This is a genomic window from Lactobacillus hominis DSM 23910 = CRBIP 24.179 (assembly GCF_000296835.1).
Lineage (GTDB): Bacteria > Bacillota > Bacilli > Lactobacillales > Lactobacillaceae > Lactobacillus > Lactobacillus hominis.
The window spans coordinates 1-21,593 of record NZ_CAKE01000019.1 but is presented as its reverse complement, the minus strand read 5'-3'; the positions used below and the strand labels follow the sequence as shown (position 1 = coordinate 21,593).

Here is a 21,593-nt window from a genome sequence, read left to right as displayed (position 1 = left end):
TATAATGTCTTTATTCTAGTAAGGAACGGTAAAATAATGAAAAAATATTTAAGTAAGAAGTTGCTCATTACTGGTGTAAGTTTACTAGTTTTAGGACTTATCTTTATTTTAATTAGCGTACTTATTGGCGCTAGTGTAGGAGCAAATGGCGTGCTGCACGAATTATTTTTCTTAATTCCGTTGGGCTGGCTGTTAATTTTAATAGGCGGTTTAGTTTTAATTGTTGCTGCTTTTATTGCTTTAAGAAAGCAAGATAAAGCAGTAAATTTGGCAATTAGACAAAAAGAAGAGAAAGAAAAGCAAGACAAGAATTCAGAAAAATAGCAGTTACTGATAAGGAAGAATGAGATGTTAATACTAATTAGTCCACAGCTGTGGCAAGCTTACGACCAATGGTTTAATTTTCAGCTGCCAGCAATTTGTTTAATTTTAGGCGGTCTATTTTTGTTTGTCGGCTTGATTCCGCTATTATACGTTAGAAATAAAATTACTTGGAGTTTGTTTTATAGCTTGCTAGGGATCTGCATAATCTTTGGCATCTTTTGTGGCATTAAATCTTCTAATAAAGAAGTTAAAAGCTATTTTGTTCAAAATCACTATATTACTCCACAAACGCGTACTTATAGTGTGCAGCTTTTCTTTAAAAAAGAGTATGATCCCTTTGAGATAGCGCAATATCGGTATGTGGTAGATTTGGATAATCCGAGTCGTTTGACTGATATCTATTCTAAAAGAAAAGTTACACAAAAAGTTGATTTCTTGGGTAGGGATGATTATTACGTTTACGTCAAGTTAGATAAGGCAGTTATGAAATTTAGTACGAGCGATTGTCAAAAAATTTCGGGTAATACTGCTTACTTTGTAGGTTATCGTTTTGACATGCGCAATAAAAACTTTGAAAAAGCTGGCTTTATTAACTTACCATATAACATGCGTGATAAAATATTAGTTCCGGCTAATGAGTGGAACAAAAAAGTATCAGACAAATATAAGCAAAATTACGATCATCCAGGATTAGTTGCAAACTGGATCCCTGATTCAGTTAAATAATGCTAAAATATAAATGGTTATTATTTTATATATAAAAAGGTGAATAAGACTTGTCAACAAGTACTATAACGACTAATTTAATTATTATGTTGATTACCTTCATTGTTGCAATCTTCTTTGTTTTGGCTGAGTTTGCCTTAGTGCAGACTAGACCAAGTCAATTAGAAGATATGTTAGCTAATGGTCAAGGTAATCCGAAAAAAGTAAAACGTGCACTTCACATGGTACACAACTTAAATGAATCATTGTCTACAACCCAAGTTGGTACTACCTTAGTTGGTGTTATCTTAGGTTGGGTCGGTCAAAGCACGATTGAAGAATTATTAACTGACTTATTTGGCATGACGCATTTGTTTGGTGCAAAAACTTCTGGCGTTTTGGGAGCCACAATTGGTGTTATTCTTTTAACTTATTTGGAAGTGGTCGTAACTGAAATTGTGCCTAAAAATGTAGCTATTGATATGCCAGTTAAGTGTTTAATGGCGATTGTAACGCCATTAACAGCATTTCACTGGATAGTTTATCCCTTTGTATGGTTACTTAATCACTCAGCTAATGGCTTACTGCACTTATTGGGGATGGAATCGGCTGATGAAGAAAAGGAAATCTATTCTCAATCTGAAATTTTGCGTTTATCGCGTAATGCCGTTAGTGGTGGTTCATTAGATAAAGATGATCTTCTTTATATGGAAAGAGCCTTTGAGCTTAATGATAAAGTAGCTAAAGACATTATGACTGATAGAACGCAGCTAGAAGTTTTAGATGCAAAAGATAATATTAAGACTGCTCTTAATATGTACCTAAAAGAAGGTTACAGCCGTTTTCCAGTTGTGCGCGATAATGATAAAGATGACGTTGTAGGATACGTCTACGCCTATGATATCGTCAGTCAGTACATGGAAAATCCAGATGTACCAATTACCAGAATTATTCGGGCCATCATTACAGTTCCTGAATCAATGTTAATTCAAGAAATCTTGAAGTTAATGATCAAAAAGCATACGCCAATTGTCTTAGTTGTAGATGAATATGGTGGTACTAGCGGTATTGTAACTGATAAAGATATTTACGAAGAATTATTTGGCTCAATTAAAGATGAAATTGATGATGTTTCAGATGAATATATTGTCAAAGATGATCATGGTCAAATTCATGTTTCTGGTAAAACTACGCTTTATGACTTTGAAAGATACTTCCACACTAAGCTCAAGAGCTTTGAAGATAGCGACATTATTACTATTGGTGGTTATATGATGGAGCATTATCCAGATCTAAAGCAAGGTCAAAGTGTCGAATTTGAAGGCTTTAAGTTCAAGCTTGAAAGCGTAGAACAAGGCTTTATGCGCTGGTTTATTGTTTCTAAAGTGGATTCAGAAGAAATGCTTGAAAAAGAAGCTAAAGAAGCAGCTAGCGATAAAAATTAATGATAGTTAGAAAAGTACCGTTTTTAGCGGTGCTTTTTGCTTGTTCGTGTTATAATTCTACTATCAGTTAACAAAGTTAAATTAAGGGGTTAAAAATGGCAAAAAGCGATAATATTAACGACATTATTGATCATGTTTTATACAGTCAAGAAGATATCCAAGAAATGTGCAAACGTCTTGGAAAGCAATTAACTGAAGACTATGCAGGCAAAGATCCTTTGGTTGTCGGCGTTTTAAAGGGTGCAGTATTTTTCATGACTGACTTAGTTCGTCAAATGGATGTTAAGATGCAAAATGACTTTATGGATGTTTCAAGCTATGGTGATGGCTTTGAATCAAGCGGTAAAGTTCGTTTGGATATTGACGTTCAAGCAGATGTAAAGGATCGCGATGTTTTATTAGTTGAAGATATCGTTGATACTGGTCACACTTTGAAGTTCATGAAGGATTTATTGACTGAGCGTGGCGCTAAGAGCGTTAAATGCTGTGCACTTTTGAATAAGACTGAACGACGTGAAGATGATGTAGTTGTAGATTATTACGGTGCTAAAGTCGCTAATGAGTTCGTAGTTGGTTATGGATTGGACTACTTAAACGAATACCGCAATATTCCATTTATTGGGGTTTTAAAGCCAGAAGTTATTCAAGCTAACTTGAATAGATAATAATTTGAATACTAATGAAAAAGGGTAAATCTTAAGTGATTTACCCTTTTAGCGTGATTATTGTTTCTTTTTCATATAGTAATATACTGGCAACCCCAAAAGAGTTAATCCAATTCCTGTCATTGATAGTGCAAATTCATTGATAATTGTAGAAACAATAATAAAAATTCCACCACCTATTGAGATTACAGGAATAATTGGATACCAAGGAACGACATAGGGCCGCTTTAATTTTGGCTCGCGATACCGCAAAATAACCACTGCAATTGAAATCAGAGTTGTAAATGTCCACATTACGAAAACTAACATATTAGTTAATAAATCAAATGTTCCTAGCAGCATCATGACAATTGAAATAGCTAAAATAATTAAAGCAGAAATTATTGGTACGCCGGTATTGATATTGGTTTTACCAATTTTATTGTAAAAAGGAATGCTTTTATCTTTAGCTAAAGTATATGGAATTCTCATCCCAGTAAGCATAAAGCCATTAATTGCTCCATACACAGAGATTAAAATTCCGATAGTGATAATTTTTCCGCCAATGTTGCCGAATAACTTTAATGAAGCTAAGTAGGCTGTATTTTGATTGCCAATAATTTCTTTAAAAGGAATCACGGTCATAAAGGTGTAGTTGACCAAGACATAGATGATGGTGATCGCGGACAAGCCAATAATGATAGCGCGGGAGAGATTTTTCTCAGGATGCGTAACTTCGCCTGCTAAGTTGGTTACGTTAATCCAACCATCGTAGGCAAATAATGCAGCCAGCAATCCGCCAGATAGTGCTGTTGCAAATGAAGTATGGCTGCCAGCTTGAATAGGAAAGATGGGGACGTTAATTTTACTTTGACTAAATAAACCAAAGACTACGATTACGGCAATTGGAATTATTTTTAAAATTGTCATTATCGATTGCATGCGTGTGGAAAATTTAGTGGAAATCAAATTTAGTCCCATCAAAAATAGTGCTAAGATTACGGCGATTAATGTTGCAAAACGTGCTGGAATATCGAATAAAACAGCAAACTGCTGTCCAAAAATTACGCTGAGCGCCCCAATGTTTGCTGGAAAATAAATCAACATCTGTGCCCAACCAAATAAAAAGCCCCAAACTTTGCCGTAAGTATATTCAATATATTTTACTGAGCCACCAGTTACCGGAAGAGCAGCCGCAATTTCAGACACAGTTAAACCTGAAGCGATAGAAATAAGACCTGCTAAAATCCATACCAGTAAGGTTAGTGAAGGGCTATGAGTATTTTGAGTGATTGAGCTGATTTTGAAAAATACCCCTCCACCAATTACAGTTCCGACAACTGTAGCTAAGGCTTGGGTAAAACTGATCTGTCGTTTCATTGTATGCCCTCCTTGGAATAAATAAGCAATACCTTTTATTATACTATAAAGATTAAACTTTCTAGCATGCTGGTACATTATTGGGTAAAATAAAATTGAAGGAGGCTATACTTGTGCATAGATATCATCATCGTTATACTTTGCCAGCAATTATTACATTATTGATCTTGGCAATTGGTATTATGATTTGGGGCTTTTTCAATTCGCGCCAAAATACAACTGTGCCACGTGGGGCAAACATGAGCGTACTCGGCGTTGAATTAGATCAAAATGTGGATAATGTTGATTTGCATGAGCTGCAAAAGAATGGCATTTCCTTTGTTTATTTGCGCTCGACGCAAGGAAAATCATATTTTGACGATAACTATTTAATTTATCGAGATCGTATCCAGGGCACTCAGCTATCTTATGGCTCAATCATCACCTTTAGCAATGAAAGCAGCGTCAAAGATCAATTTGATTATTTCGAGAAAAAAGTGGGCAGTCAAAGCGGCAATTTACCGATTATGATTGTGCCCGCAATTGCAACAAATGATCCTAAGTTTTGGCGACAAATGGGCCAATTTAGTCAGCTGTTAGTTAATACTGGTAAGAAAGTATTAATTGCTGGAAATTATACTCAGAAAAAATACTTTGCTCCAGGAACGCAATTTTTATACACAGGTTCTAGTCTAAAAGATAAAAAAGAGTACGCATTTTGGTGCTATACCCAAGATGGTCGCGTAAAAAATGTTCAGAACTTAAATGATAATGTAACGATGTTTGCTTATATTGGAAGTATGGCAACTTATCAGCAACGTTACGCAGCTCAGATAACTCAATAAGGTGTTAATGAAAATGTATTCAGAAAATATTCAAAAAGTATTAGAAAAACAAGGTAAAACTAAGCCCACTTTGATTCAAGAGCAAACTTTTCAAGCAATTAAAAATGGGGCAAGTTTAGTCGGTTTAGCTAAAACAGGAACTGGTAAGACGCTAGCTTATGGTTTGCCAGTAATTGAACGCATCAAGCAAATTGGGGGACAAGCAGTTATACTTGAGCCAACAACTGAACTAGCAATTCAAACGAGAAATGCTTTACAAGAATTTGCTAAGACAGAGGGCTTAAGTACAATTGCCTTAGTAGGGGCAGGTAATCGCAAGCGTCAACTAGAGCGGTTAAAAAAAGATAAGCCTGATATTTTGATTTGTACGCCGGGTAGATTTTTTGACTTTTTCTCAGAAAATAAGATTAAGTTAGATAAAATTAATTCTTTAGTTATCGATGAAGCCGATGATATTTTAGAATTTGCAAAAGCAGATTTACTTTCATCTTTGGGTCAAAATTTGTCATCGCAGGCGCAAATTTTACTTTTTGGTGCTTCAGAATCAGAAATTACGCATAACTGCGAGGAATTATTTGGCCGAACCTTTTTATTAGTTGATGTTAGAGATGAGCAAAAGTCTAAAGTTAAGCACTACTTTTTACAAGTTTCAAATGAGTATAAGATTCAGTTTGTTCAGCGCCTAGCTAAGTTAGATAAGTTTAAAGGAATGCTATTTTTTGATTCAAATGAAACGCAGAATCGCTTTGCTAAAATTTTTTCTCATACCAAAACTAAATTTGGCGTTTTAGCATCTGATAGTAACAAGCAAGTTAAGGAAAAGCTTTTGAGCGATTTTCGCAAGGGTTATATTAAGCTTCTGTTTGTGACAGATTTAGCGGCAAGGGGATTGGATATTCCTAATGTTAGTTACGTTATTAACTTTGAAATTCCATCTGAAGCTAATACTTATATGCACCGCAGCGGCAGAACTGGACGGATGAATAAGAGCGGATGCGTTGTGACTTTGGGCGATGATCATGATTTTCGTGATTTGCGCAAGCTAGTTGATGGTGAATACAAAATTCAACGCGTTTACTTTAACGGCTACGAGTTAACGACTACAAGACCTGATAACAAGGCTAAAGAAGAAGTTAAAAACGATAAAAAAGTGGAAAATTCTAACGCTAAAAAGTCAGCTAAACATAAGAAAAAGCGTTGGCGTAATAAAAAGAACAAAGGATACCACCCACGAAATAAAAAAGAGGTACGTTAATGTCTAAAATAGTAAAGTGGCTTGAAACTTATGTATTGCCGTTGGCTGCAAAATTAGGACAGATTAGATGGCTAGTGGCGCTGAGAGATACATTCGTATCGCTTTTACCAATTACCATGGTTGGATCGCTCGCAATGCTGTTTAACAGCTTGATTAAAGCATCAAAAGTACAGTTAGGCTGGGATCAATTTGCGACTATTTTAACCCCGCTAGTAGTAATTGATAACGTCGTTTGGAATGGAACTTTTGCGCTTTTTGCACTATATTTTGCTTTTTCTTGGGGCTATCACTTGGCCAAAGCCTTTGAAGTTAATCGCTTGTCGGGATCAATTGTGTCCTTAGTTTCTTTTACAATGAGTATTAGCGATATTGTAAAGATCAAGATGAAAATGGATGCTGCTAGTTTAAAAACTGCGGTGGATATCAATCAATTTTCTACTTCAGGTCTTTTTACCGCAATTATTTTTGGCGGGATTGGGACGGCATTTTTTATTGCGCTATATAAAATGCGATTAACTTTAAAGGTGGATGCCAGAATGCCGCATGCAGAATGGGTGGCATTTTCGACGCTTATTCCTATGATGCTGGCGATTTTTGGCGTAGGAATTATTAATTGGTTCTTCCAACGTTTTACTGGTACTTATTTTGGAATTTGGCTATTAGAAACAATTCAAGCTCCATTAGTTAAGATGGGGCAAGGTTTCGGCGTTGTCTTATTAATCACATTTTTGGTACAAGTATTCTGGTTCTTTGGTATTAACGGGATCAGTGTTTTAACGCCAGTGATAGATTCTCTGTGGCTGACTCCGCAAAATAGCAACGTAACGGCTGTTAGAGCAGGAGCTCATGTCCCATATGACTGGGTAAGAGATTCATTTAATGTATTTGCCTGGTTTGGAGGAGCAGGTGGGACATTAATTTTGATAATCGCAATCTTGGTCTTTTCTAAGAGAAGCGATTTTCGAACTGTGGCTAAAATGGCCCTGGCTCCAGGCTTGTTTAATATTAATGAACCTGTTTTGTTTGGATTGCCAGTTGTCTTTAATCTAGTTTATCTGATTCCATTTGTTGTAGCGCCTTTAGTAAATGTTTCATTGGCATATTGGGTAACCAGATTAGGCTGGGTAAATCCAGTGCAAATCTTTGTTCCAGCGGTTATGCCGCCAATTATTGGACCATTTTTAGCATGTAATTATGATTGGCGGGCTATTGTCTTGTCTTTGGTAAATATGATTATTGCTTTCTTTATTTGGATGCCGTTTGTGTTTGCTGCTGATAAGATTGCGACAGAAGATGATATTAATCGCAGTTTCTATTTGCCTGAAATTTAATAGATCAAAGCATAGTACAAAAATTAGTTTTATGGTAAAGTAAAACTAGTTTTGACCCCGTAGTTCATCTGGATAGAACAATGGTCTCCTAAACCGTAGAGGTGAGTTCGAATCTCACCGGGGTCATAGAAAATCACAAAATCATCATCGGATTTGATAATATTTTCCAGATTAAAATTAATGTCATTATCAAAAATACGATCCCAATACTTAAAATAATTAAACGGGTCTTTTTACTAAATTGCTTATCAAAACTGAAGACGAGTAAGAAGACAGTAATAATAATTAAAATTCCAGCTAGAAATAAAATCCAGGACATTTTTTCACTCCCTGATAAAAGCTATTTAAATTAAAGCATAATTAGCAATCAAAAATACAGCAATTTTTAAATTTGATAGTGCAAAAGATAGTGCTTTTACGGTATAGTAGAGATAATTATATCGGAGGTAACTTATGAAAAAAATTAAAGTGATGACAGTTTTTGGAACTCGTCCAGAAGCTATTAAAATGGCGCCACTTGTTTTGAAATTAAAAAAAGACGATCGTTTCGATGAAGTAACAGTAGTTAGTGCACAACACCGTGAAATGCTTGACCAAGTTTTGGATATTTTCAAAATCAAACCTGATTACGATTTTAACATTATGCACAAAAATCAAACTTTAGAGGAAATTACCTCTAAAGTAATGATCGATTTGGCAAAAGTTATTAAAGAGGAAAAACCAGATATTGTTTTGGTTCATGGCGATACCACTACTAGTTTTGCGGCAGGACTTGCAACATTTTATGAACAAACTACTTTGGGCCATGTCGAAGCAGGACTTCGTACTTGGAATAAGTATTCTCCGTTTCCTGAAGAAATGAATCGTCAAATGACTGATGATTTGAGCGACTTATACTTTGCACCGACTGAATTAAGTAAGTCTAATTTAATTAAAGAAAACCACAAAGCTGATAATATCTACGTAACTGGTAATACCGCAATTGATGCTTTGCAGCAAACTGTACAAAAGGATTACCACCACGATGTTTTAGATAAAATTAAGCCAGGTAACCGCGTTATCTTAGTTACCATGCACCGTCGTGAAAACCAAGGTGAACCAATGCGTCGCGTCTTCAAAGTGATGAAGCAAGTTGTTGATTCACATGAAGATGTTGAAATTATTTACCCAGTTCACTTATCGCCAAGAGTGCAAGAAGTTGCCAAAGAAGTTTTAGGTGGCGATCCACGAATTCACTTGATTGATCCATTAGATGTAGTAGATTTTCACAATTTAGCTAAGCGTTCATACTTTATTATGACTGACTCTGGTGGCGTCCAAGAAGAAGCACCAAGTTTAGGTAAGCCAGTTTTAGTTTTACGCGATACGACTGAGCGTCCTGAAGGGGTAAAGGCTGGTACTTTGAAGTTAGTTGGCACGCAAGTTGATTCAGTTCATGATGAAATGGTAGAACTTCTTGAAAATAAAGAAGCATACGATGCTATGGCTAATGCTAAGAACCCTTACGGGGATGGTCATGCTAGTGAACGCATTATGGACGCAATTGCATATTACTTCTCAGATAAAAAAGGTCCTAAGCCCAAGGACTTTGAATAAAATAAAAAATCATAGATTCAAACGAATCTATGATTTTTTGCTAGCTCGTAATCTTTTTCTAAATATTTTTGCTACCTTACTGCTGGATTTAAGAAAGATAGATTTAGTAGTTAGATAATTAAAAATTCCTACTACAATTTGATCAATTATCTTTACGATAAATGTATTCCAATGAAGCCACGACATCCCTAAAAACATAATAATGTTATCGGGAATCAAACTTAAAATGCGATAAAGGAAAAACAAAGACAATTGATAAATTATTGAGTGGCTTTTATCAACATTTTCAATGAAAACCCCATGCTTATTGAAAACAAATGAAGCGAGATTGGAAATAATAAAAGCCAAAATATTGGCATAAAACCAAGGAATTTTCCAAATATTATGAAAAAGCCAGAATGTAAAAATATTAATTAGGGCTGCTAAAAAGCCGAAAACTACATAAACATAAAAATTTCGATGACGTAAAACTAACTTGTTGCCTAGTTTACGTAGCTGCTTTTTAGTAACTCCTTTGGCATGATGATGCTTAGTCATTAAATGCCTCAGCCATTTGGGATGCTGCTTGATCGATTAAGGCGATATCTTCATCTTTAACGGCATTTTCAATAGTTACCGGTTTTGCCACTTCTTGGGCACCGATTTTCTTAAATGCTTTTTGGAAATCAAAAACATTTTCGCAGTAATGGTCCTTATACGTTTTATCTCCAGAGCCCATGACAGCAAATTTTTTACCAGTGAGGTTTAATTCTATTAATTGATCATAAAAGTCGCGTAATTCATCGGTCATAACGCCTTCGCCGTAAGTATAAGTGACCATTACGCAAAGATCGGCATCTAAATAAGAACTTGCATCAGCAAAACTTACATCGGTAGTTTCAACTTCAAAGCCTGCATCTTGAAGGTCTTCTTCAAGAATATCTGCCATATCTTCATCGTTGCCGGTCATGCTTGCAAAAACTATTTGTGCTTTCATTAGATCGTCTTCTTTCGTCAAAATATCTTATTTTATTATACTAGATGCAAACTAATAATGTGTGAAGAAGAGGAGAAAAAGTTTTAGAAAAGCTTTATAATAAGAACTATATATAATTTTTAAAAATATAAATTTATTACTTAAAAGGAGAGTTGAGATTTGATTACTATTAAATCAAAAAGAGAACTTCAAGGAATGCAAAAATCTGGTCGTGTATTAGCATCAATGTTTGAAGCTTTACGCGATGTAATCAAACCAGGTATGTCAACTTGGGAGATCGAAGAATTTTGTCAAGACTTTATGAAAAAGCATGGTGGTCGTTTATCTGAACAAGGATTCGAGGGCTATAAGTATGGCACTTGTATCAGTGTAAACGAAGAAATTGCTCACCAAATTCCTCGTAAAGACAAGATCTTAAATGAAGGAGATATTGTAAGTGTTGATGTTACTTGCAATGTAGATGGCTACGAAACTGACTCATGCACTACTTATCCTGTAGGTAAGATTTCTGATGAAGATGCCAAATTGATCGAAGATACTAAAAAAGCAATGTATCTTGGAATTGACCAAGCTACTGTTGGCAATCGAATCGGTGATATCGGTAGCGTAATTCAAAACTTCCTAGAAGTAGAAAACAACTACGGCGATGTACGTGAATTAGTTGGACACGGAATTCAACCATCAATTCACGAAGATCCTGAAGTTCCTCACTGGGGCAAAGCAGGTCACGGTTTGCGTTTGCGCGAAGGAATGACCATTACAGTTGAACCAATGGTTGAAGCTGGTGGAGATTGGAGAATCGAACAAAAGACTGTATCTGATCCAAACGACGACTGGGTTTACTATGCAACTCCAGATGGTTCAAAGGCAGCGCAATTTGAGCATACTTTTGCCATTACTAAAGATGGTCCTAAGATTTTAACTTTGCAAAAACCATACGATGGCTATGAAAAATACTTGCCACATTTTGATGAAGAATAGGCTTAATGAAAATTAATCCCCAAAAACTAAAGCGACGATTTAATCACCTAATCGTCGCTTTATCAAAGGTAATTTCTCGAGGAGAAATTACGCAAAATTCAATTATTATTGCTTACTACATTTTATTTAGTATTTTTCCGATCATCATTATTGTCGGAAATGTCTTGCCGCTTTTTAAAATTGATACCAGACCAATTGCGGATTATTTAGAGCTGATTTTTCCAAGCGAAGTATCAAGCTTTGTTATGCCGATCATTAATAGCTTGCTTAAACAGCATTCCAGTGGCTTTATTAGTTTTGGTATTATTTTGGCGGTTTGGTCATTTTCAAGTTTGATAAATTCAGTTCGCATTGCGATGAATCGAATTTATGGCGTTTATAGTAAAGAAAAGGGTCAGCCTTGGTGGCATACTGTTTTATCAAGATCAATTTCTTTTTTGATCACGGCAATAATGGTTTTAGCTTTTGCTTTAGCAATTTTTGCCTTAACTTTCGGTCGTCAGATTATGGAATTTTTGGCCCCGATTTTCAAATTCTCATTAGCCGGAATTAATAAAATCGAAAGCTATCGCTGGCCGGCTATTATCTTGATGATGATTTTGATTATTCTTTATCTTTACTATACATTACCGAATATTGAAAATCGTAAGCGGACAATTTGGCCAGGAGTTTTCTTAACAGAAATTTCTTGGATTGCTTTAACCTACTTTTTTGGTTTATATATCAAAAACTTTGGTACCCGCTGGCAAAACTATGGTATTGTTGGATCATTTATAGTGTTCATGCTTTGGCTAAATATTGCTTCGTTGATCTTTTTGTTTGGCGTCAGCGTCAATGCAAGTATTGATTTACTAAGATATGGGCAGCCTGTTTATCGGGCCAATAATTTAAAATTATTCGTAAAAAATAAGGATGCAGTGAAGTAATTTCTTTGATATGATTGCCATGTAAAGAAAGCTATAACTTTTACTTTGAAAGAAGGATTTTATGAAGGTTAGAAAAGCTGTAATTCCGGCTGCTGGATTAGGTACGCGTTTTTTGCCTGCAACTAAGGCAATGCCAAAGGAAATGTTACCAATCGTAGATAAGCCAACAATTCAATTTATTGTAGAAGAAGCTAAGAAGTCTGGGATTGAAGACATTTTAATTGTTACAGGTAAAAATAAACGTTCCATTGAAGATCACTTTGATGCAAATCCTGAATTAGAGCAAGACTTGCAAGAAAAGCACAAAGATAAGTTATTAAAATTAACGCAATCAATTACTGATTTAGGAGTTAATTTGTATTACACTCGTCAACCACACCCAGCTGGCTTAGGAGACGCTATTTATCGTGCTAAGAGCTTTGTTGGAGACGAGCCATTTGTAGTTATGCTAGGTGACGATTTAATGAATGATAAAGAGCCACTTACTAAGCAATTAATTGATCGCTATAATAAGACTCACGCTTCGACTATTGCCGTGATGCGCGTGCCGCATGAAGAAGTTTCTAAATATGGTGTTATCGATCCTTCTGGTGAAATCGAATCTGGTTTATACAATGTTCAATCATTTGTGGAAAAGCCAGCTGTCGATGAAGCTCCAAGTGATTTAGCTATTATTGGTCGTTATTTATTAACGCCTGAGATTTTTGATATCTTAGCTACCCAAAAGCCAGGTAGAGGTGGCGAAATTCAATTAACTGATGCTATCGATACGATGAACAAGACTCAAAGAGTTTTTGCACATGAATTCAAAGGCGAACGCCATGATGTTGGAAATAAAGAAGGCTACCTAGAAACAGCTATTGAATATGGTTTAACTCATCCTGAAACTAAAGATGCCTTAAGACAATACATTATTGATTTAGGAACAAAATTAAGTCGTCAAAATAAAAATAAGAAAAATTAATTGCTCAAAAAATATTAATTTGATGTTTGACCGGATCAATTTGGATTCCAAAAAATGAGTATTCTGTTTGATTCAGCTGGATAACTAAAGGAATATTTTTTTGATTGATTTTTGCTAAAAGAGTCATTACATTTTTGATTGTTTTGGCAGATCTATCTTGTTGAGCTACAAAGATACATTTTGAACTCGTCAGAGTAACTTTAGAAATGGGCCACTGCGGTCCATTTTTTTCTTGCTTGAAAAAGATACTATAGGATTTATCTAAATCGTTAATTAGGTGTAAAAAGTTGTTTAGTTGCATTTTTTGTCCTCCTATATAGAGCTAGTTAACAAAAGAAATCATAATTCAAGACTTTAATACTATATTTTTTAATATTAATATAGTGTTATTACAAACTTGAAGAAAAGAAGATGAAAAAATGTGGTATAAACACCGCAAATTATGGATTACTCTGATTATTAGTTTAACAGTTATTGTGATTGCTTTTATTGGCGCAGGGATGTATTTTTTTAATGTTGCTTGCGTTCCGGGACATAAGAGCTTCATCAGCAGCAATACTCAAGTTGTGAAAAAATCTGATCCTTTGTATCAAGAAAAAATATGGTACAAAAACGCATCTAAGCAAAATTGGAAGATGAAATCTAGTGATAATAAATACTTACTAGATGCTAATTATATTCCAAGCTCAAATAGTAAAAAGACTGTCGTAGTTTTGCATGGCTACATGAATAATAAAGATACGATGGGACCATATGCAGCGATGTTTCATTCTTTAGGTTATAACGTCTTAATGCCCGATGCCCGCGCTCATGGAAATAGTCAAGGTAAATATATTGGCTATGGCTGGGTTGAAAAGTCTGATGTAAAAAAATGGATTAATCGTTTGACCAAACAAAATCCTAAAAACAAGATTGTGATTTTCGGTGTAAGTATGGGTGGCGCAACAGCAATGATGACTAGTGGAGAAAAATTACCACATCAAGTAAAAGCTGTTGTAGAAGATTGTGGCTATAGCAATGTTAAAAATGAAATTGAACATGAAGCTCAAGATTTATACCATATGCCAACATTTCCACGTTTTCCATTAGTAGAGATTTTAAGTGGCATTAATAAGACGAAAGTAGGATATTTCTTAAAAGATGGCTCAAGCGTTAAGCAACTTAAGAAAAATAAGCTGCCAATTTTATTTATTCATGGGCAAAAAGATACTTTTGTACCAACAAAAATGGTTTATGAAAACTATCACGCAGCAAACTCTCCAAAGCAATTATGGGTAGTAAAAGGTGCAGCGCATGCTAAAAGCTTACAAACGCATCCTAAGCAATACAAAGATCATGTACAAAAATTTTTACAAAAATATGTGCAAGAATATAAATAATGGCAAAATTTTGAAAGTGCTTTCACAAGTTGCTATAATGAATGTGTGGAAGAGGTAAAGTTATTCATATAAAGTTTTTATCTCCAGATTGTAGTGTTTTAAAGACAGATTCTCTTAATAATCAGATAGTCGTTATTCAATACAAAGCAAAACAAGTGATGTTGATCCAATTACGATAGTGATAATGATGACGTAATATCGTAAAGCTAGATAGTTATGTTTGCCTCATCCACTTGAAATAGCAGGTTTGCAAATGACTTTGTAAGTCAGCAACCTGCTTTTTTAGTACAAAAAATAAGGAGGAAATCTCCTCCTTATCAATTATTATTTATTTGTCTTGTCGCAATACTAACTTAGCTACGCCTTCCCAGCGCGGAGTTTGTGGCATCATATCAACTGGCTTAATAACGCGCACGTCATAAGCTTCGCTTAACAAAACTAAATCTTTAGCTAAAGTCGATGGGTTGCATGAAATATAAACAAAAGTTTCTGGCTTAACATCAAGTAAAGTCTTGATTAATTTTTTGTTTAAGCCAGTTCTTGGTGGATCAACAATCAATGCGTCAATTGGCACGCCTTGTTTTTTCAAATTAGGCAAAACTTTTTCTACGCCGCCTTGAATATATTCGGCATTGCGGATGTGGTTTAGCTTACAGTTTTCTTGAGCGTCGTCGACAGCTTCAGCAATCGTTTCAATGCCAATTACTTGACGAACTTGGTCGCTAGCTAGAATTCCTAAAGTACCAACGCCAGAATAAGCATCAATTAAGGTTTGGTCTGGAGATAAATCAAGATATTTCAAAGCTTGCGTATACAGGTTTTGTGTTTGAACTGGATTAAGCTGGAAAAATGCTCGGGGAGACAATTTAAATCTCTTGCCTAAAATTTCTTCCATGATATGGTCTTTGCCAAATAATTTAATTGTCTTATTGCCCCAAACTTGTGGATTGTCCCATTGAGTTTCATTTTGAAAGACGCTAACAACATTGTCTAACTTCATAATTTCTTGGGCTAAAAGCTTCAAGTTCTTAATTTTTTTACCCACAGTAATTAAAGTTACTTGAATTTCTTTAGTGGCATGGGATTGACGAACAGCAATAGTTTTTAAACCGTCGGATTTATGACGATAATCGCTAACTCTGATGTGGAGCTTGTCAACAAGTTGCTTAATCTTTCTTTCAGTAGCTTGGGTGTCTTTAGATTGAGTTGGCATTTTTGGTAAATCAATTAGACGGTGAGAATTTGGGGCATAAAGTCCAAGCTTAGTTTTGCCTTTTTCAAATTCGATTTGATATTGAGCTTTATTTCTATAATGCCAAATATCTGGAGCAGGCAAAGTGTTTTTAACTTTGATTTTATTGAAATTACGGGGATGAAATTTACGCAGCGACTCTAAAATTAGGTGCTTTTTAAATTCTAATTGAGAATTATAGTCTAAATTAGCTAATTCTAAACCGCCGACTTCTGGATTAACGCCTTTTGGCAAAGCAACGCGATGAGGCGATTTTTCTTTAATTCTAACTAATTCACCTTCTAAATAGTGTGGATAAGTCTTAGTGATTTTAGCAACAACGACTTCACCAGGCAAAGCGTTGGGGATAAAAATAATTTTCTTTTTATAATATCCGATTCCTTCGCCATTTATCCCTAGTCGTTTAATGGTAATTATGATATCTTTTTCTTGTTTGTTTTTTGCAAATTTGGTCAAAATTAAGTCCTCATTTCGTTTTTTACGCAAAAAAGTGTCACAATAATGATAAGCGCAATTATTTGTTGTGACAAGTAATCTCTATTAATAATTTTAACAAAAAAGGAAGGGCAATAATGGCGGTAATTACTAAAGTTAGTACCCAAAAAAGAAAAGGCTACTTTAATATATTTTTAGATAATCAATTTGCCTTTGGCGTTAGCGAAAAAATATTAACTGAATATCGGCTTTTTAAAGGCACTGAATTAACTGACGAGCAAATTGAAGAAATAAAACAAGCTCAAGCAGATAGCAGAGCAACCGACTTGGCAATGAATTTTTTAAGCTATCAGCCGCGTTCAGTTTATGAGGTGCTTCAATATTTAAATAAGCACGAAATTAATCCTGAAGCTCAAAGCCAAGCAGTAGCAACTTTAACTGATTTAGGTTATTTAGATGATAAAAAATACAGTGAATTATTTATTAAAAATAATTTACGAGTAGGTAAAGATGGTCCAAATAGTCTTAAAAATAAACTAGCCAAAAAAGGGGTCGATCCTGAAATAATTCAAAATTGTTTAGCTGAATTTGATGATGAAAGCTGGCAAGAAGCAGGCGTTAGATTAGTTCATTCTTTGATTCATCAGCAAGGTAAATTAGCAACTAAAGAAATAATTAGGAAAGCTAAAACTAAATTGTTGAGTCACGGTTTTAGCTCTGAGCTAGCTGATTTAATAGTTGATAGCTTAGATTTAACTAATGATGATAATGAACAGTTTGAAGCTTTAAAAAAGCAAGGAATTAAGGTTTATAAACGCTATCGTAACGAAGATGATTTTACGCGTAAACAAAAAGTCAAGCGGTATTTATATCAACACGGCTTTTCGTCAAATGAAATCGATACTTTCTTAAACGGGGAAATCATTGACTTGTCAGAAATAGATGAATATTAAATTGCTGGTATAATGAAAAAGTGAGAAGGTGAGTCAATTGACTGGACCCAAGGAAGGCGATTATATCGCTATTGAAAGTTATAAACATAATGGGCTGTTGCATCGCAAATGGCGCGATACTATGGTTGTTAAAACTGAACAGAATATTTTAATTGGCGTAAATGACCGAACCTTAATTACCGAAAGTGATGGGCGTAAGTGGATTAGTAGAGAACCGGCAATTGTTTATTTTCACAAGAAACTTTGGTTTAATGTGATAGTAATGCTTAGACCGGAAGGAGTAGCATATTATTGTAATTTGGCTAGTCCATTTGTACTCGATCGAGAAGCTTTAAAATATATCGACTATGATCTGGATATTAAGGTTTTTCCAGATGGAGAAACGCGGCTTTTAGATGTAGATGAGTACGCCATGAATAAAAAAAGATGGCATTATAGTGAAAAAATTGATACGGTTTTACGTGGAGCTAGTTTAGAGCTGCTAGACTGGATTAAAAAAGGCAAAGGTCCGTTTTCACCAGAGTTTGCCAATATATGGTATGAACGCTATAACGAACTACGCCCAGATTTAAAAAATAGTTTTTTCAAGGGGAAAGAAAATGAAGAAAGAAAGATTCTCGGAAATGAACCTTATCGGCAAAGTTTTTTTGCCGAATCAGATGGATAATCAAAAAAGTTTTGGACAACAAGTTCAAGAAACAGAAAATGATCCAATCTTTAAAAAGTTTTTGGATAAAAATGACTTAACTAATCAAAGAGCAAGTTTAGTTGTTTTTGCACCAGATACATTTATGTTTTGGTACGGCGCGGCGACTGACAAAAAGATCAAGCAACTTCCAAAGCAGTTAAATCACTTTGAATTACCAGCTAGCGAAGTGGCTGAAGTAGAAACTGACGGTATGAATTTAGCCTTCTTTAGCCAACCATTGAATTTTGTTATTCCAACATTTTTAGATAAATTAGCTCAGGCTAAAGTAGTATTTCACGAAAATCCTGGTGATAGTAAAAAGCCATATTTATTAACTACTTTGAATTTATCAAACAAAAAACTGGAGCAAATTTTATATTTGGACTCCAGTTTACAAAAATAATTTATTTTCTAACTAACGCTGCTGCGGGTCAATGGATAAGTTATCGTATTCAATATAAGCACCGATACAAGTTGAAATTAGCATAACCAATAATACCCAGCCAGTCGATGTGCCGACAATTACTTTTAATGGTAAAATTGCTCTTACAATTAAAGTAGCAAGCCAGCATAAACCAAAGTCTAAGACTACGTTTCCAATTAAAAATAATTTGCGGCGTCGAATACTGAAAAAGCGTAAAAGTTGCTTAAAGAAGTTTTCAGAAATATTATCTGAAACTAAGTCTAAAGGACGTTGAATAGTTGCCTTAATTGCAAACATAATCATTGCCCCAACTAATGCTCCAATGATAGTCCGCCAGAGATTGTCAGAATGACGCACTAAGGCGTTGTAGCCGATGCCAATAATTACTAGGCTGCAAATATAGGGAATAAGCAAAAGAAAGGTAAATACTAAATAGATACGTTCTTTTTTCATATAACTTAACCTCGTTTCTTAGCCTTTATTCTAACATATATTAGGTTATGATATAATGACGGTTAATTAATTGTTAGCAGTCGATTTTTAGAAAGTGTGAAAAAGAGATGAGTACTGACCCGGCCGCGAATGATTTTTTTAGTAAAATAAAAGCAAAATTACATGGTGAAGATCAACTTGATACACCAGAAAAAATTAAATTAGAACTCGAAAATTTACATAAGCATCATAAGATTACTGATCGCGAGTATTCCATGATGGATGGAATTATTAATTTTCAAAGTAAAGTTGCTCGTGAAGTAATGGTGCCTAGAACTGATGCTTTTATGGTTGATATTAATGATGATTTTCAAGATAATCTAGATGAAATTTTGAAAGAGCCTTATTCTAGAGTGCCTGTTTATGATGGCGATAAAGATAAGATTGTCGGTGTAATTCATATTCGGACGGTTTTACGTAAAGCTCGCAAAGACGGGTTTGAAAAATTAGATTATCAGGTTGTAATGTTTGAACCGCTTTTTGCTCCTGAAACAATGGAGCTAGGCGAATTGCTCTTAGAAATGCAGCAAACTCAGCGTCAATTAGCAATTTTGACCGACGAATACGGTGGCGTTGTGGGGTTAGCAACTATTGAAGACTTGATTGAAGAAATTGTTGGCGATATTGATGATGAAGTAGATAAAGCTCAAGTTTTATTCAGTCAAATTTCTAAGAATCAATTTGTAATTTATGGGAAAATGCCGTTGACCGATTTTAATGAGCAATTTGGCACTCATTTGGAAATGGAAGATGTAGATACAGTCGCAGGCTATGTAATTACTAAGTTAGGCTTAATACCTGCTAAAGGAGAAAAATTAAGCGTGACTCTAGATAACGGCATGACTTTAACTACAAGACGGATGAAAGGCTCACGACTTTTGACCTTATTATTGACTATTCCAGAAAATAAAAAAGAGGAAGTAGCAAAAGATTAATGAATAAATTAACAGATGAAGTAAAGAAAAGAAGAACATTTGCAATTATTTCTCACCCAGATGCTGGTAAAACAACGATTACTGAACAAATGCTCCTTTTTGGTGGAGTAATTAGAAGCGCAGGTACTGTTAAGGCGCGTAAGAGTGGTCATTATGCAACTAGTGACTGGATGGCTATTGAAAAAAAGCGTGGTATTTCTGTAACTAGTTCGGTAATGCAATTTGAATATCAAGGCAAGCGTATTAATATCTTGGATACGCCAGGACACCAGGACTTTTCTGAAGATACTTACCGAACTTTGATGGCTGTCGATGCTGCTGTCATGGTTATTGACTCAGCTAAGGGTATCGAGCCACAAACTAAGAAATTATTTAAAGTTGTTAAAAAGCGCGGTATTCCAATTTTTACATTTATGAACAAGCTTGATCGAGATGGCCGCGAACCACTTGACTTAATTGCTGAGTTAGAAGATTTACTTGGCATTGAAGGTGTAGCAATGAACTGGCCAATTGGAATGGGTAAGCAACTAAAAGGACTTTATGATATTGCTAATAATCGCGTTGAACTTTATCGTAAAGATGAAAAAGACCGTTACTTACCGTTAGATGATGAAGGTAAATTAGATCCTAGTCAGCCGCTTGCTCAAGATGGTTTATATCAATCAACTTTAGATGATATTGATCTTTTAAAAGAAGCTGGTAATACTTTTGATGAAGAAAAAGTTTTAAAAGGCGATCAAACTCCAGTATTCTTTGGTTCAGCCTTGACTAATTTTGGGGTAGAAACTTTCTTAGATAGTTTTGTTAATTTAGCACCTGCTCCAGAAGGTCATATTGTCAATGGCGATCAAGAATTAAAGGCTGATGATCCTGAATTTTCTGGTTTTGTCTTTAAGATTCAGGCTAACATGAATCCAAATCACCGTGACCGTATTGCTTTTGTACGTATTGGTAGCGGTGAATTTAAAAAGGGTATCGATGTTACCTTAGCTAGAACTGGCAAGCCAGTACGTTTAAATAATGCGACTGAATTTATGTCTAGTGAACGTGTCCAAGTTTCTGACGCGGTAGCTGGCGATATTGTCGGACTATACGATACTGGTAACTTCCAAATTGGCGATAGTATTTATGCTGGCAAAAAGAAAATTGTTTATCCAGAATTGCCACAATTTACGCCAGAAATTTTTATGCGAGTTACTGCTAAGAATGTTATGAAACAAAAATCATTCCATAAAGGGATGAATCAATTAGTTCAAGAAGGGGCCATTCAGCTATATCGTGGCTGGGCTACTGATGACTATATTTTAGGAGCCGTAGGTCAACTTCAATTTGAAGTATTCTCATTTAGAATGAAGAATGAATATAATTCAGAAGTTGAACTTCATAGTTTGGGCAATCGTGTTGCACGCTGGATTAATCCTGATCAACTTGATCCAAAGATGTCTTCATCACGTAACTTATTGGTTAAGGATCGAGAAGGCGAGCCATTGTTCTTGTTTGAAAATGCCTTTGCTGAAAGATGGTTTAAAGATAAGTATCCTGATGTTGAATTAAGTTCAAGATTATAATGACACGAAAAAAGAGCTGAGAAAAATGATATGAACCCCAAATTTGGGACATATTATTAATTAGCTCTGTTTAAAACCATATTTCGATATTCTATCGGAGTATGGTTTTTTAGTAC

General features: G+C 35.0%; 24 protein-coding genes and 1 tRNA gene. 18 read left to right on the top strand and 7 right to left on the bottom strand.

Annotation, left to right across the window (positions count from 1 at the left end):
• The first annotated feature begins 36 nt into the window (after positions 1-36).
• From BN55_RS06830 to hpt, 4 genes are all read left to right on the top strand, one after another.
• Positions 37-324 carry a DUF3955 domain-containing protein gene (locus BN55_RS06830; RefSeq protein WP_008471279.1) on the top strand — a complete coding sequence of 96 codons (288 nt, stop codon included), beginning with the start codon at positions 37-39 and terminating at the stop codon, positions 322-324.
• A 24-nt stretch (positions 325-348) separates the two neighbouring features.
• Entirely contained in the window at positions 349-1,050 is a 702-nt protein-coding gene (locus BN55_RS06825; RefSeq protein ID WP_008471277.1) for a hypothetical protein, read from the top strand.
• 50 nt (positions 1,051-1,100) lie between these two features.
• Positions 1,101-2,474 carry a hemolysin family protein gene (locus BN55_RS06820; protein WP_008471276.1) on the top strand — a complete coding sequence of 458 codons (1,374 nt, stop codon included), beginning with the start codon at positions 1,101-1,103 and terminating at the stop codon, positions 2,472-2,474.
• A 95-nt stretch (positions 2,475-2,569) separates the two neighbouring features.
• Positions 2,570-3,139, top strand: a complete 570-nt coding sequence (gene hpt, locus BN55_RS06815) for a hypoxanthine phosphoribosyltransferase (protein ID WP_008471275.1) — start codon at positions 2,570-2,572, stop codon at positions 3,137-3,139.
• Positions 3,140-3,196: 57 nt separating this feature from the next.
• On the opposite strand, the gene BN55_RS06810 is transcribed toward hpt, so the two are convergent.
• The gene (locus BN55_RS06810; RefSeq protein ID WP_008471274.1) at positions 3,197-4,498 is read right to left on the bottom strand and encodes an APC family permease; all 1,302 of its coding nucleotides are present in this window, start codon (positions 4,496-4,498) and stop codon (positions 3,197-3,199) included.
• Between the two features lie 113 nt (positions 4,499-4,611).
• Between BN55_RS06810 and BN55_RS06805 the strand changes: the two genes are divergently transcribed.
• The 4 genes from BN55_RS06805 to BN55_RS06790 all read left to right on the top strand — a co-directional run bounded on the left by BN55_RS06805 (position 4,612) and on the right by BN55_RS06790 (position 8,034).
• The gene (locus BN55_RS06805; protein WP_008471273.1) at positions 4,612-5,322 is read left to right on the top strand and encodes a GH25 family lysozyme; all 711 of its coding nucleotides are present in this window, start codon (positions 4,612-4,614) and stop codon (positions 5,320-5,322) included.
• A 13-nt stretch (positions 5,323-5,335) separates the two neighbouring features.
• The gene (locus BN55_RS06800) at positions 5,336-6,577 is read left to right on the top strand and encodes a DEAD/DEAH box helicase (RefSeq protein WP_040469470.1); all 1,242 of its coding nucleotides are present in this window, start codon (positions 5,336-5,338) and stop codon (positions 6,575-6,577) included.
• Positions 6,577-7,908, top strand: coding sequence for a PTS sugar transporter subunit IIC (locus BN55_RS06795; protein ID WP_008471270.1), 1,332 nt, complete (start codon positions 6,577-6,579; stop codon positions 7,906-7,908). Before BN55_RS06800 ends, BN55_RS06795 begins: the two co-directional genes overlap by 1 nt.
• Positions 7,909-7,961: 53 nt before the next feature.
• Positions 7,962-8,034 (top strand) — tRNA-Arg (locus BN55_RS06790).
• Positions 8,035-8,041: 7 nt separating this feature from the next.
• Here the strand turns inward: BN55_RS06790 and BN55_RS09775 are convergent.
• The gene (locus BN55_RS09775) at positions 8,042-8,227 is read right to left on the bottom strand and encodes a Protein of unknown function (protein ID WP_008471269.1); all 186 of its coding nucleotides are present in this window, start codon (positions 8,225-8,227) and stop codon (positions 8,042-8,044) included.
• Positions 8,228-8,361: 134 nt separating this feature from the next.
• On the opposite strand from BN55_RS09775, the gene wecB reads away from it, so the two are divergent.
• On the top strand, positions 8,362-9,504 hold the full coding sequence (wecB, locus tag BN55_RS06780) for a non-hydrolyzing UDP-N-acetylglucosamine 2-epimerase (RefSeq protein WP_008471268.1): 1,143 nt from the start codon (positions 8,362-8,364) through the stop codon (positions 9,502-9,504).
• 27 nt (positions 9,505-9,531) lie between these two features.
• Here the strand turns inward: wecB and BN55_RS06775 are convergent, their stop codons facing one another.
• The gene (locus BN55_RS06775) at positions 9,532-10,041 is read right to left on the bottom strand and encodes a GtrA family protein (protein WP_008471267.1); all 510 of its coding nucleotides are present in this window, start codon (positions 10,039-10,041) and stop codon (positions 9,532-9,534) included.
• Complete coding sequence (locus BN55_RS06770; RefSeq protein ID WP_008471265.1) at positions 10,034-10,480, bottom strand: flavodoxin; 447 nt, start codon at positions 10,478-10,480, stop codon at positions 10,034-10,036. Before BN55_RS06770 ends, BN55_RS06775 begins: the two co-directional genes overlap by 8 nt.
• Positions 10,481-10,639: 159 nt before the next feature.
• Here BN55_RS06770 and map point away from each other — a divergent pair, with 159 nt between their 5' ends.
• The 3 genes from map (at position 10,640) to galU (ending at position 13,351) form a co-directional block, all read left to right on the top strand.
• The gene (gene map, locus BN55_RS06765) at positions 10,640-11,461 is read left to right on the top strand and encodes a type I methionyl aminopeptidase (RefSeq protein WP_008471264.1); all 822 of its coding nucleotides are present in this window, start codon (positions 10,640-10,642) and stop codon (positions 11,459-11,461) included.
• Positions 11,462-11,466: 5 nt separating this feature from the next.
• A complete protein-coding gene (locus BN55_RS06760) occupies positions 11,467-12,387 on the top strand; it encodes a YihY/virulence factor BrkB family protein (RefSeq protein ID WP_008471263.1) in 921 nt (306 codons plus the stop codon).
• A 61-nt stretch (positions 12,388-12,448) separates the two neighbouring features.
• Positions 12,449-13,351 (top strand): UTP--glucose-1-phosphate uridylyltransferase GalU, encoded by a 903-nt coding sequence (gene galU / locus BN55_RS06755; RefSeq protein ID WP_008471262.1) that lies wholly within the window; start codon positions 12,449-12,451, stop codon positions 13,349-13,351.
• Positions 13,352-13,355: 4 nt separating this feature from the next.
• On the opposite strand, the gene BN55_RS06750 is transcribed toward galU, so the two are convergent.
• On the bottom strand, positions 13,356-13,652 hold the full coding sequence (locus BN55_RS06750; RefSeq protein ID WP_008471261.1) for a hypothetical protein: 297 nt from the start codon (positions 13,650-13,652) through the stop codon (positions 13,356-13,358).
• A gap of 118 nt (positions 13,653-13,770) precedes the next feature.
• Here BN55_RS06750 and BN55_RS06745 point away from each other — a divergent pair, with 118 nt between their 5' ends.
• On the top strand, positions 13,771-14,730 hold the full coding sequence (locus BN55_RS06745; protein ID WP_008471260.1) for an alpha/beta hydrolase: 960 nt from the start codon (positions 13,771-13,773) through the stop codon (positions 14,728-14,730).
• A 328-nt stretch (positions 14,731-15,058) separates the two neighbouring features.
• On the opposite strand, the gene rlmD is transcribed toward BN55_RS06745, so the two are convergent.
• Positions 15,059-16,438: a 23S rRNA (uracil(1939)-C(5))-methyltransferase RlmD gene (rlmD, locus tag BN55_RS06740; protein ID WP_008471259.1), complete on the bottom strand. Its 1,380-nt coding sequence runs from the start codon at positions 16,436-16,438 to the stop codon at positions 15,059-15,061.
• Between the two features lie 116 nt (positions 16,439-16,554).
• Here rlmD and recX point away from each other — a divergent pair, with 116 nt between their 5' ends.
• From recX to BN55_RS06725, 3 genes are read left to right on the top strand one after another with little or no spacing between them, the layout of a single operon-like run.
• Complete coding sequence (gene recX / locus BN55_RS06735) at positions 16,555-17,370, top strand: recombination regulator RecX (protein ID WP_008471258.1); 816 nt, start codon at positions 16,555-16,557, stop codon at positions 17,368-17,370.
• Between the two features lie 37 nt (positions 17,371-17,407).
• Positions 17,408-18,037, top strand: coding sequence for a DUF402 domain-containing protein (locus BN55_RS06730; protein WP_008471257.1), 630 nt, complete (start codon positions 17,408-17,410; stop codon positions 18,035-18,037).
• Positions 17,970-18,461 (top strand): hypothetical protein, encoded by a 492-nt coding sequence (locus tag BN55_RS06725; RefSeq protein WP_040469464.1) that lies wholly within the window; start codon positions 17,970-17,972, stop codon positions 18,459-18,461. The genes BN55_RS06730 and BN55_RS06725 overlap by 68 nt, the downstream gene beginning before the upstream one ends.
• Before the next feature lie 12 nt (positions 18,462-18,473).
• Here BN55_RS06725 and BN55_RS06720 read toward each other — a convergent pair whose 3' ends face one another.
• Positions 18,474-18,935 (bottom strand): hypothetical protein, encoded by a 462-nt coding sequence (locus tag BN55_RS06720; protein ID WP_008471254.1) that lies wholly within the window; start codon positions 18,933-18,935, stop codon positions 18,474-18,476.
• Between the two features lie 107 nt (positions 18,936-19,042).
• On the opposite strand from BN55_RS06720, the gene BN55_RS06715 reads away from it, so the two are divergent.
• Complete coding sequence (locus BN55_RS06715) at positions 19,043-19,909, top strand: hemolysin family protein (protein WP_008471252.1); 867 nt, start codon at positions 19,043-19,045, stop codon at positions 19,907-19,909.
• Positions 19,909-21,477, top strand: a complete 1,569-nt coding sequence (locus tag BN55_RS06710) for a peptide chain release factor 3 (RefSeq protein WP_008471251.1) — start codon at positions 19,909-19,911, stop codon at positions 21,475-21,477. Before BN55_RS06715 ends, BN55_RS06710 begins: the two co-directional genes overlap by 1 nt.
• The last annotated feature ends 116 nt before the right edge of the window (positions 21,478-21,593 follow it).

What these genes read in the sequence shown, in the direction of transcription:
- BN55_RS06825 (WP_008471277.1), top strand. Translation starts at nt 349, where the DNA reads ATGTTAATACTAATTAGTCCACAGCTGTGGCAAGCTTACGACCAATGG.
- BN55_RS06810 (WP_008471274.1), bottom strand. Translation starts at nt 4,498, where the DNA reads ATGAAACGACAGATCAGTTTTACCCAAGCCTTAGCTACAGTTGTCGGA.
- hpt (WP_008471275.1), top strand. Translation starts at nt 2,570, where the DNA reads ATGGCAAAAAGCGATAATATTAACGACATTATTGATCATGTTTTATAC.
- BN55_RS06795 (WP_008471270.1), top strand. Translation starts at nt 6,577, where the DNA reads ATGTCTAAAATAGTAAAGTGGCTTGAAACTTATGTATTGCCGTTGGCT.
- BN55_RS06775 (WP_008471267.1), bottom strand. Translation starts at nt 10,041, where the DNA reads ATGACTAAGCATCATCATGCCAAAGGAGTTACTAAAAAGCAGCTACGT.
- BN55_RS06760 (WP_008471263.1), top strand. Translation starts at nt 11,467, where the DNA reads ATGAAAATTAATCCCCAAAAACTAAAGCGACGATTTAATCACCTAATC.
- BN55_RS06770 (WP_008471265.1), bottom strand. Translation starts at nt 10,480, where the DNA reads ATGAAAGCACAAATAGTTTTTGCAAGCATGACCGGCAACGATGAAGAT.
- recX (WP_008471258.1), top strand. Translation starts at nt 16,555, where the DNA reads ATGGCGGTAATTACTAAAGTTAGTACCCAAAAAAGAAAAGGCTACTTT.
- galU (WP_008471262.1), top strand. Translation starts at nt 12,449, where the DNA reads ATGAAGGTTAGAAAAGCTGTAATTCCGGCTGCTGGATTAGGTACGCGT.
- BN55_RS06720 (WP_008471254.1), bottom strand. Translation starts at nt 18,935, where the DNA reads ATGAAAAAAGAACGTATCTATTTAGTATTTACCTTTCTTTTGCTTATT.
- BN55_RS06800 (WP_040469470.1), top strand. Translation starts at nt 5,336, where the DNA reads ATGTATTCAGAAAATATTCAAAAAGTATTAGAAAAACAAGGTAAAACT.
- BN55_RS06715 (WP_008471252.1), top strand. Translation starts at nt 19,043, where the DNA reads ATGAGTACTGACCCGGCCGCGAATGATTTTTTTAGTAAAATAAAAGCA.
- BN55_RS06830 (WP_008471279.1), top strand. Translation starts at nt 37, where the DNA reads ATGAAAAAATATTTAAGTAAGAAGTTGCTCATTACTGGTGTAAGTTTA.
- BN55_RS06710 (WP_008471251.1), top strand. Translation starts at nt 19,909, where the DNA reads ATGAATAAATTAACAGATGAAGTAAAGAAAAGAAGAACATTTGCAATT.
- BN55_RS09775 (WP_008471269.1), bottom strand. Translation starts at nt 8,227, where the DNA reads ATGTCCTGGATTTTATTTCTAGCTGGAATTTTAATTATTATTACTGTC.
- BN55_RS06725 (WP_040469464.1), top strand. Translation starts at nt 17,970, where the DNA reads ATGAAGAAAGAAAGATTCTCGGAAATGAACCTTATCGGCAAAGTTTTT.
- BN55_RS06750 (WP_008471261.1), bottom strand. Translation starts at nt 13,652, where the DNA reads ATGCAACTAAACAACTTTTTACACCTAATTAACGATTTAGATAAATCC.
- wecB (WP_008471268.1), top strand. Translation starts at nt 8,362, where the DNA reads ATGAAAAAAATTAAAGTGATGACAGTTTTTGGAACTCGTCCAGAAGCT.
- BN55_RS06745 (WP_008471260.1), top strand. Translation starts at nt 13,771, where the DNA reads ATGTGGTATAAACACCGCAAATTATGGATTACTCTGATTATTAGTTTA.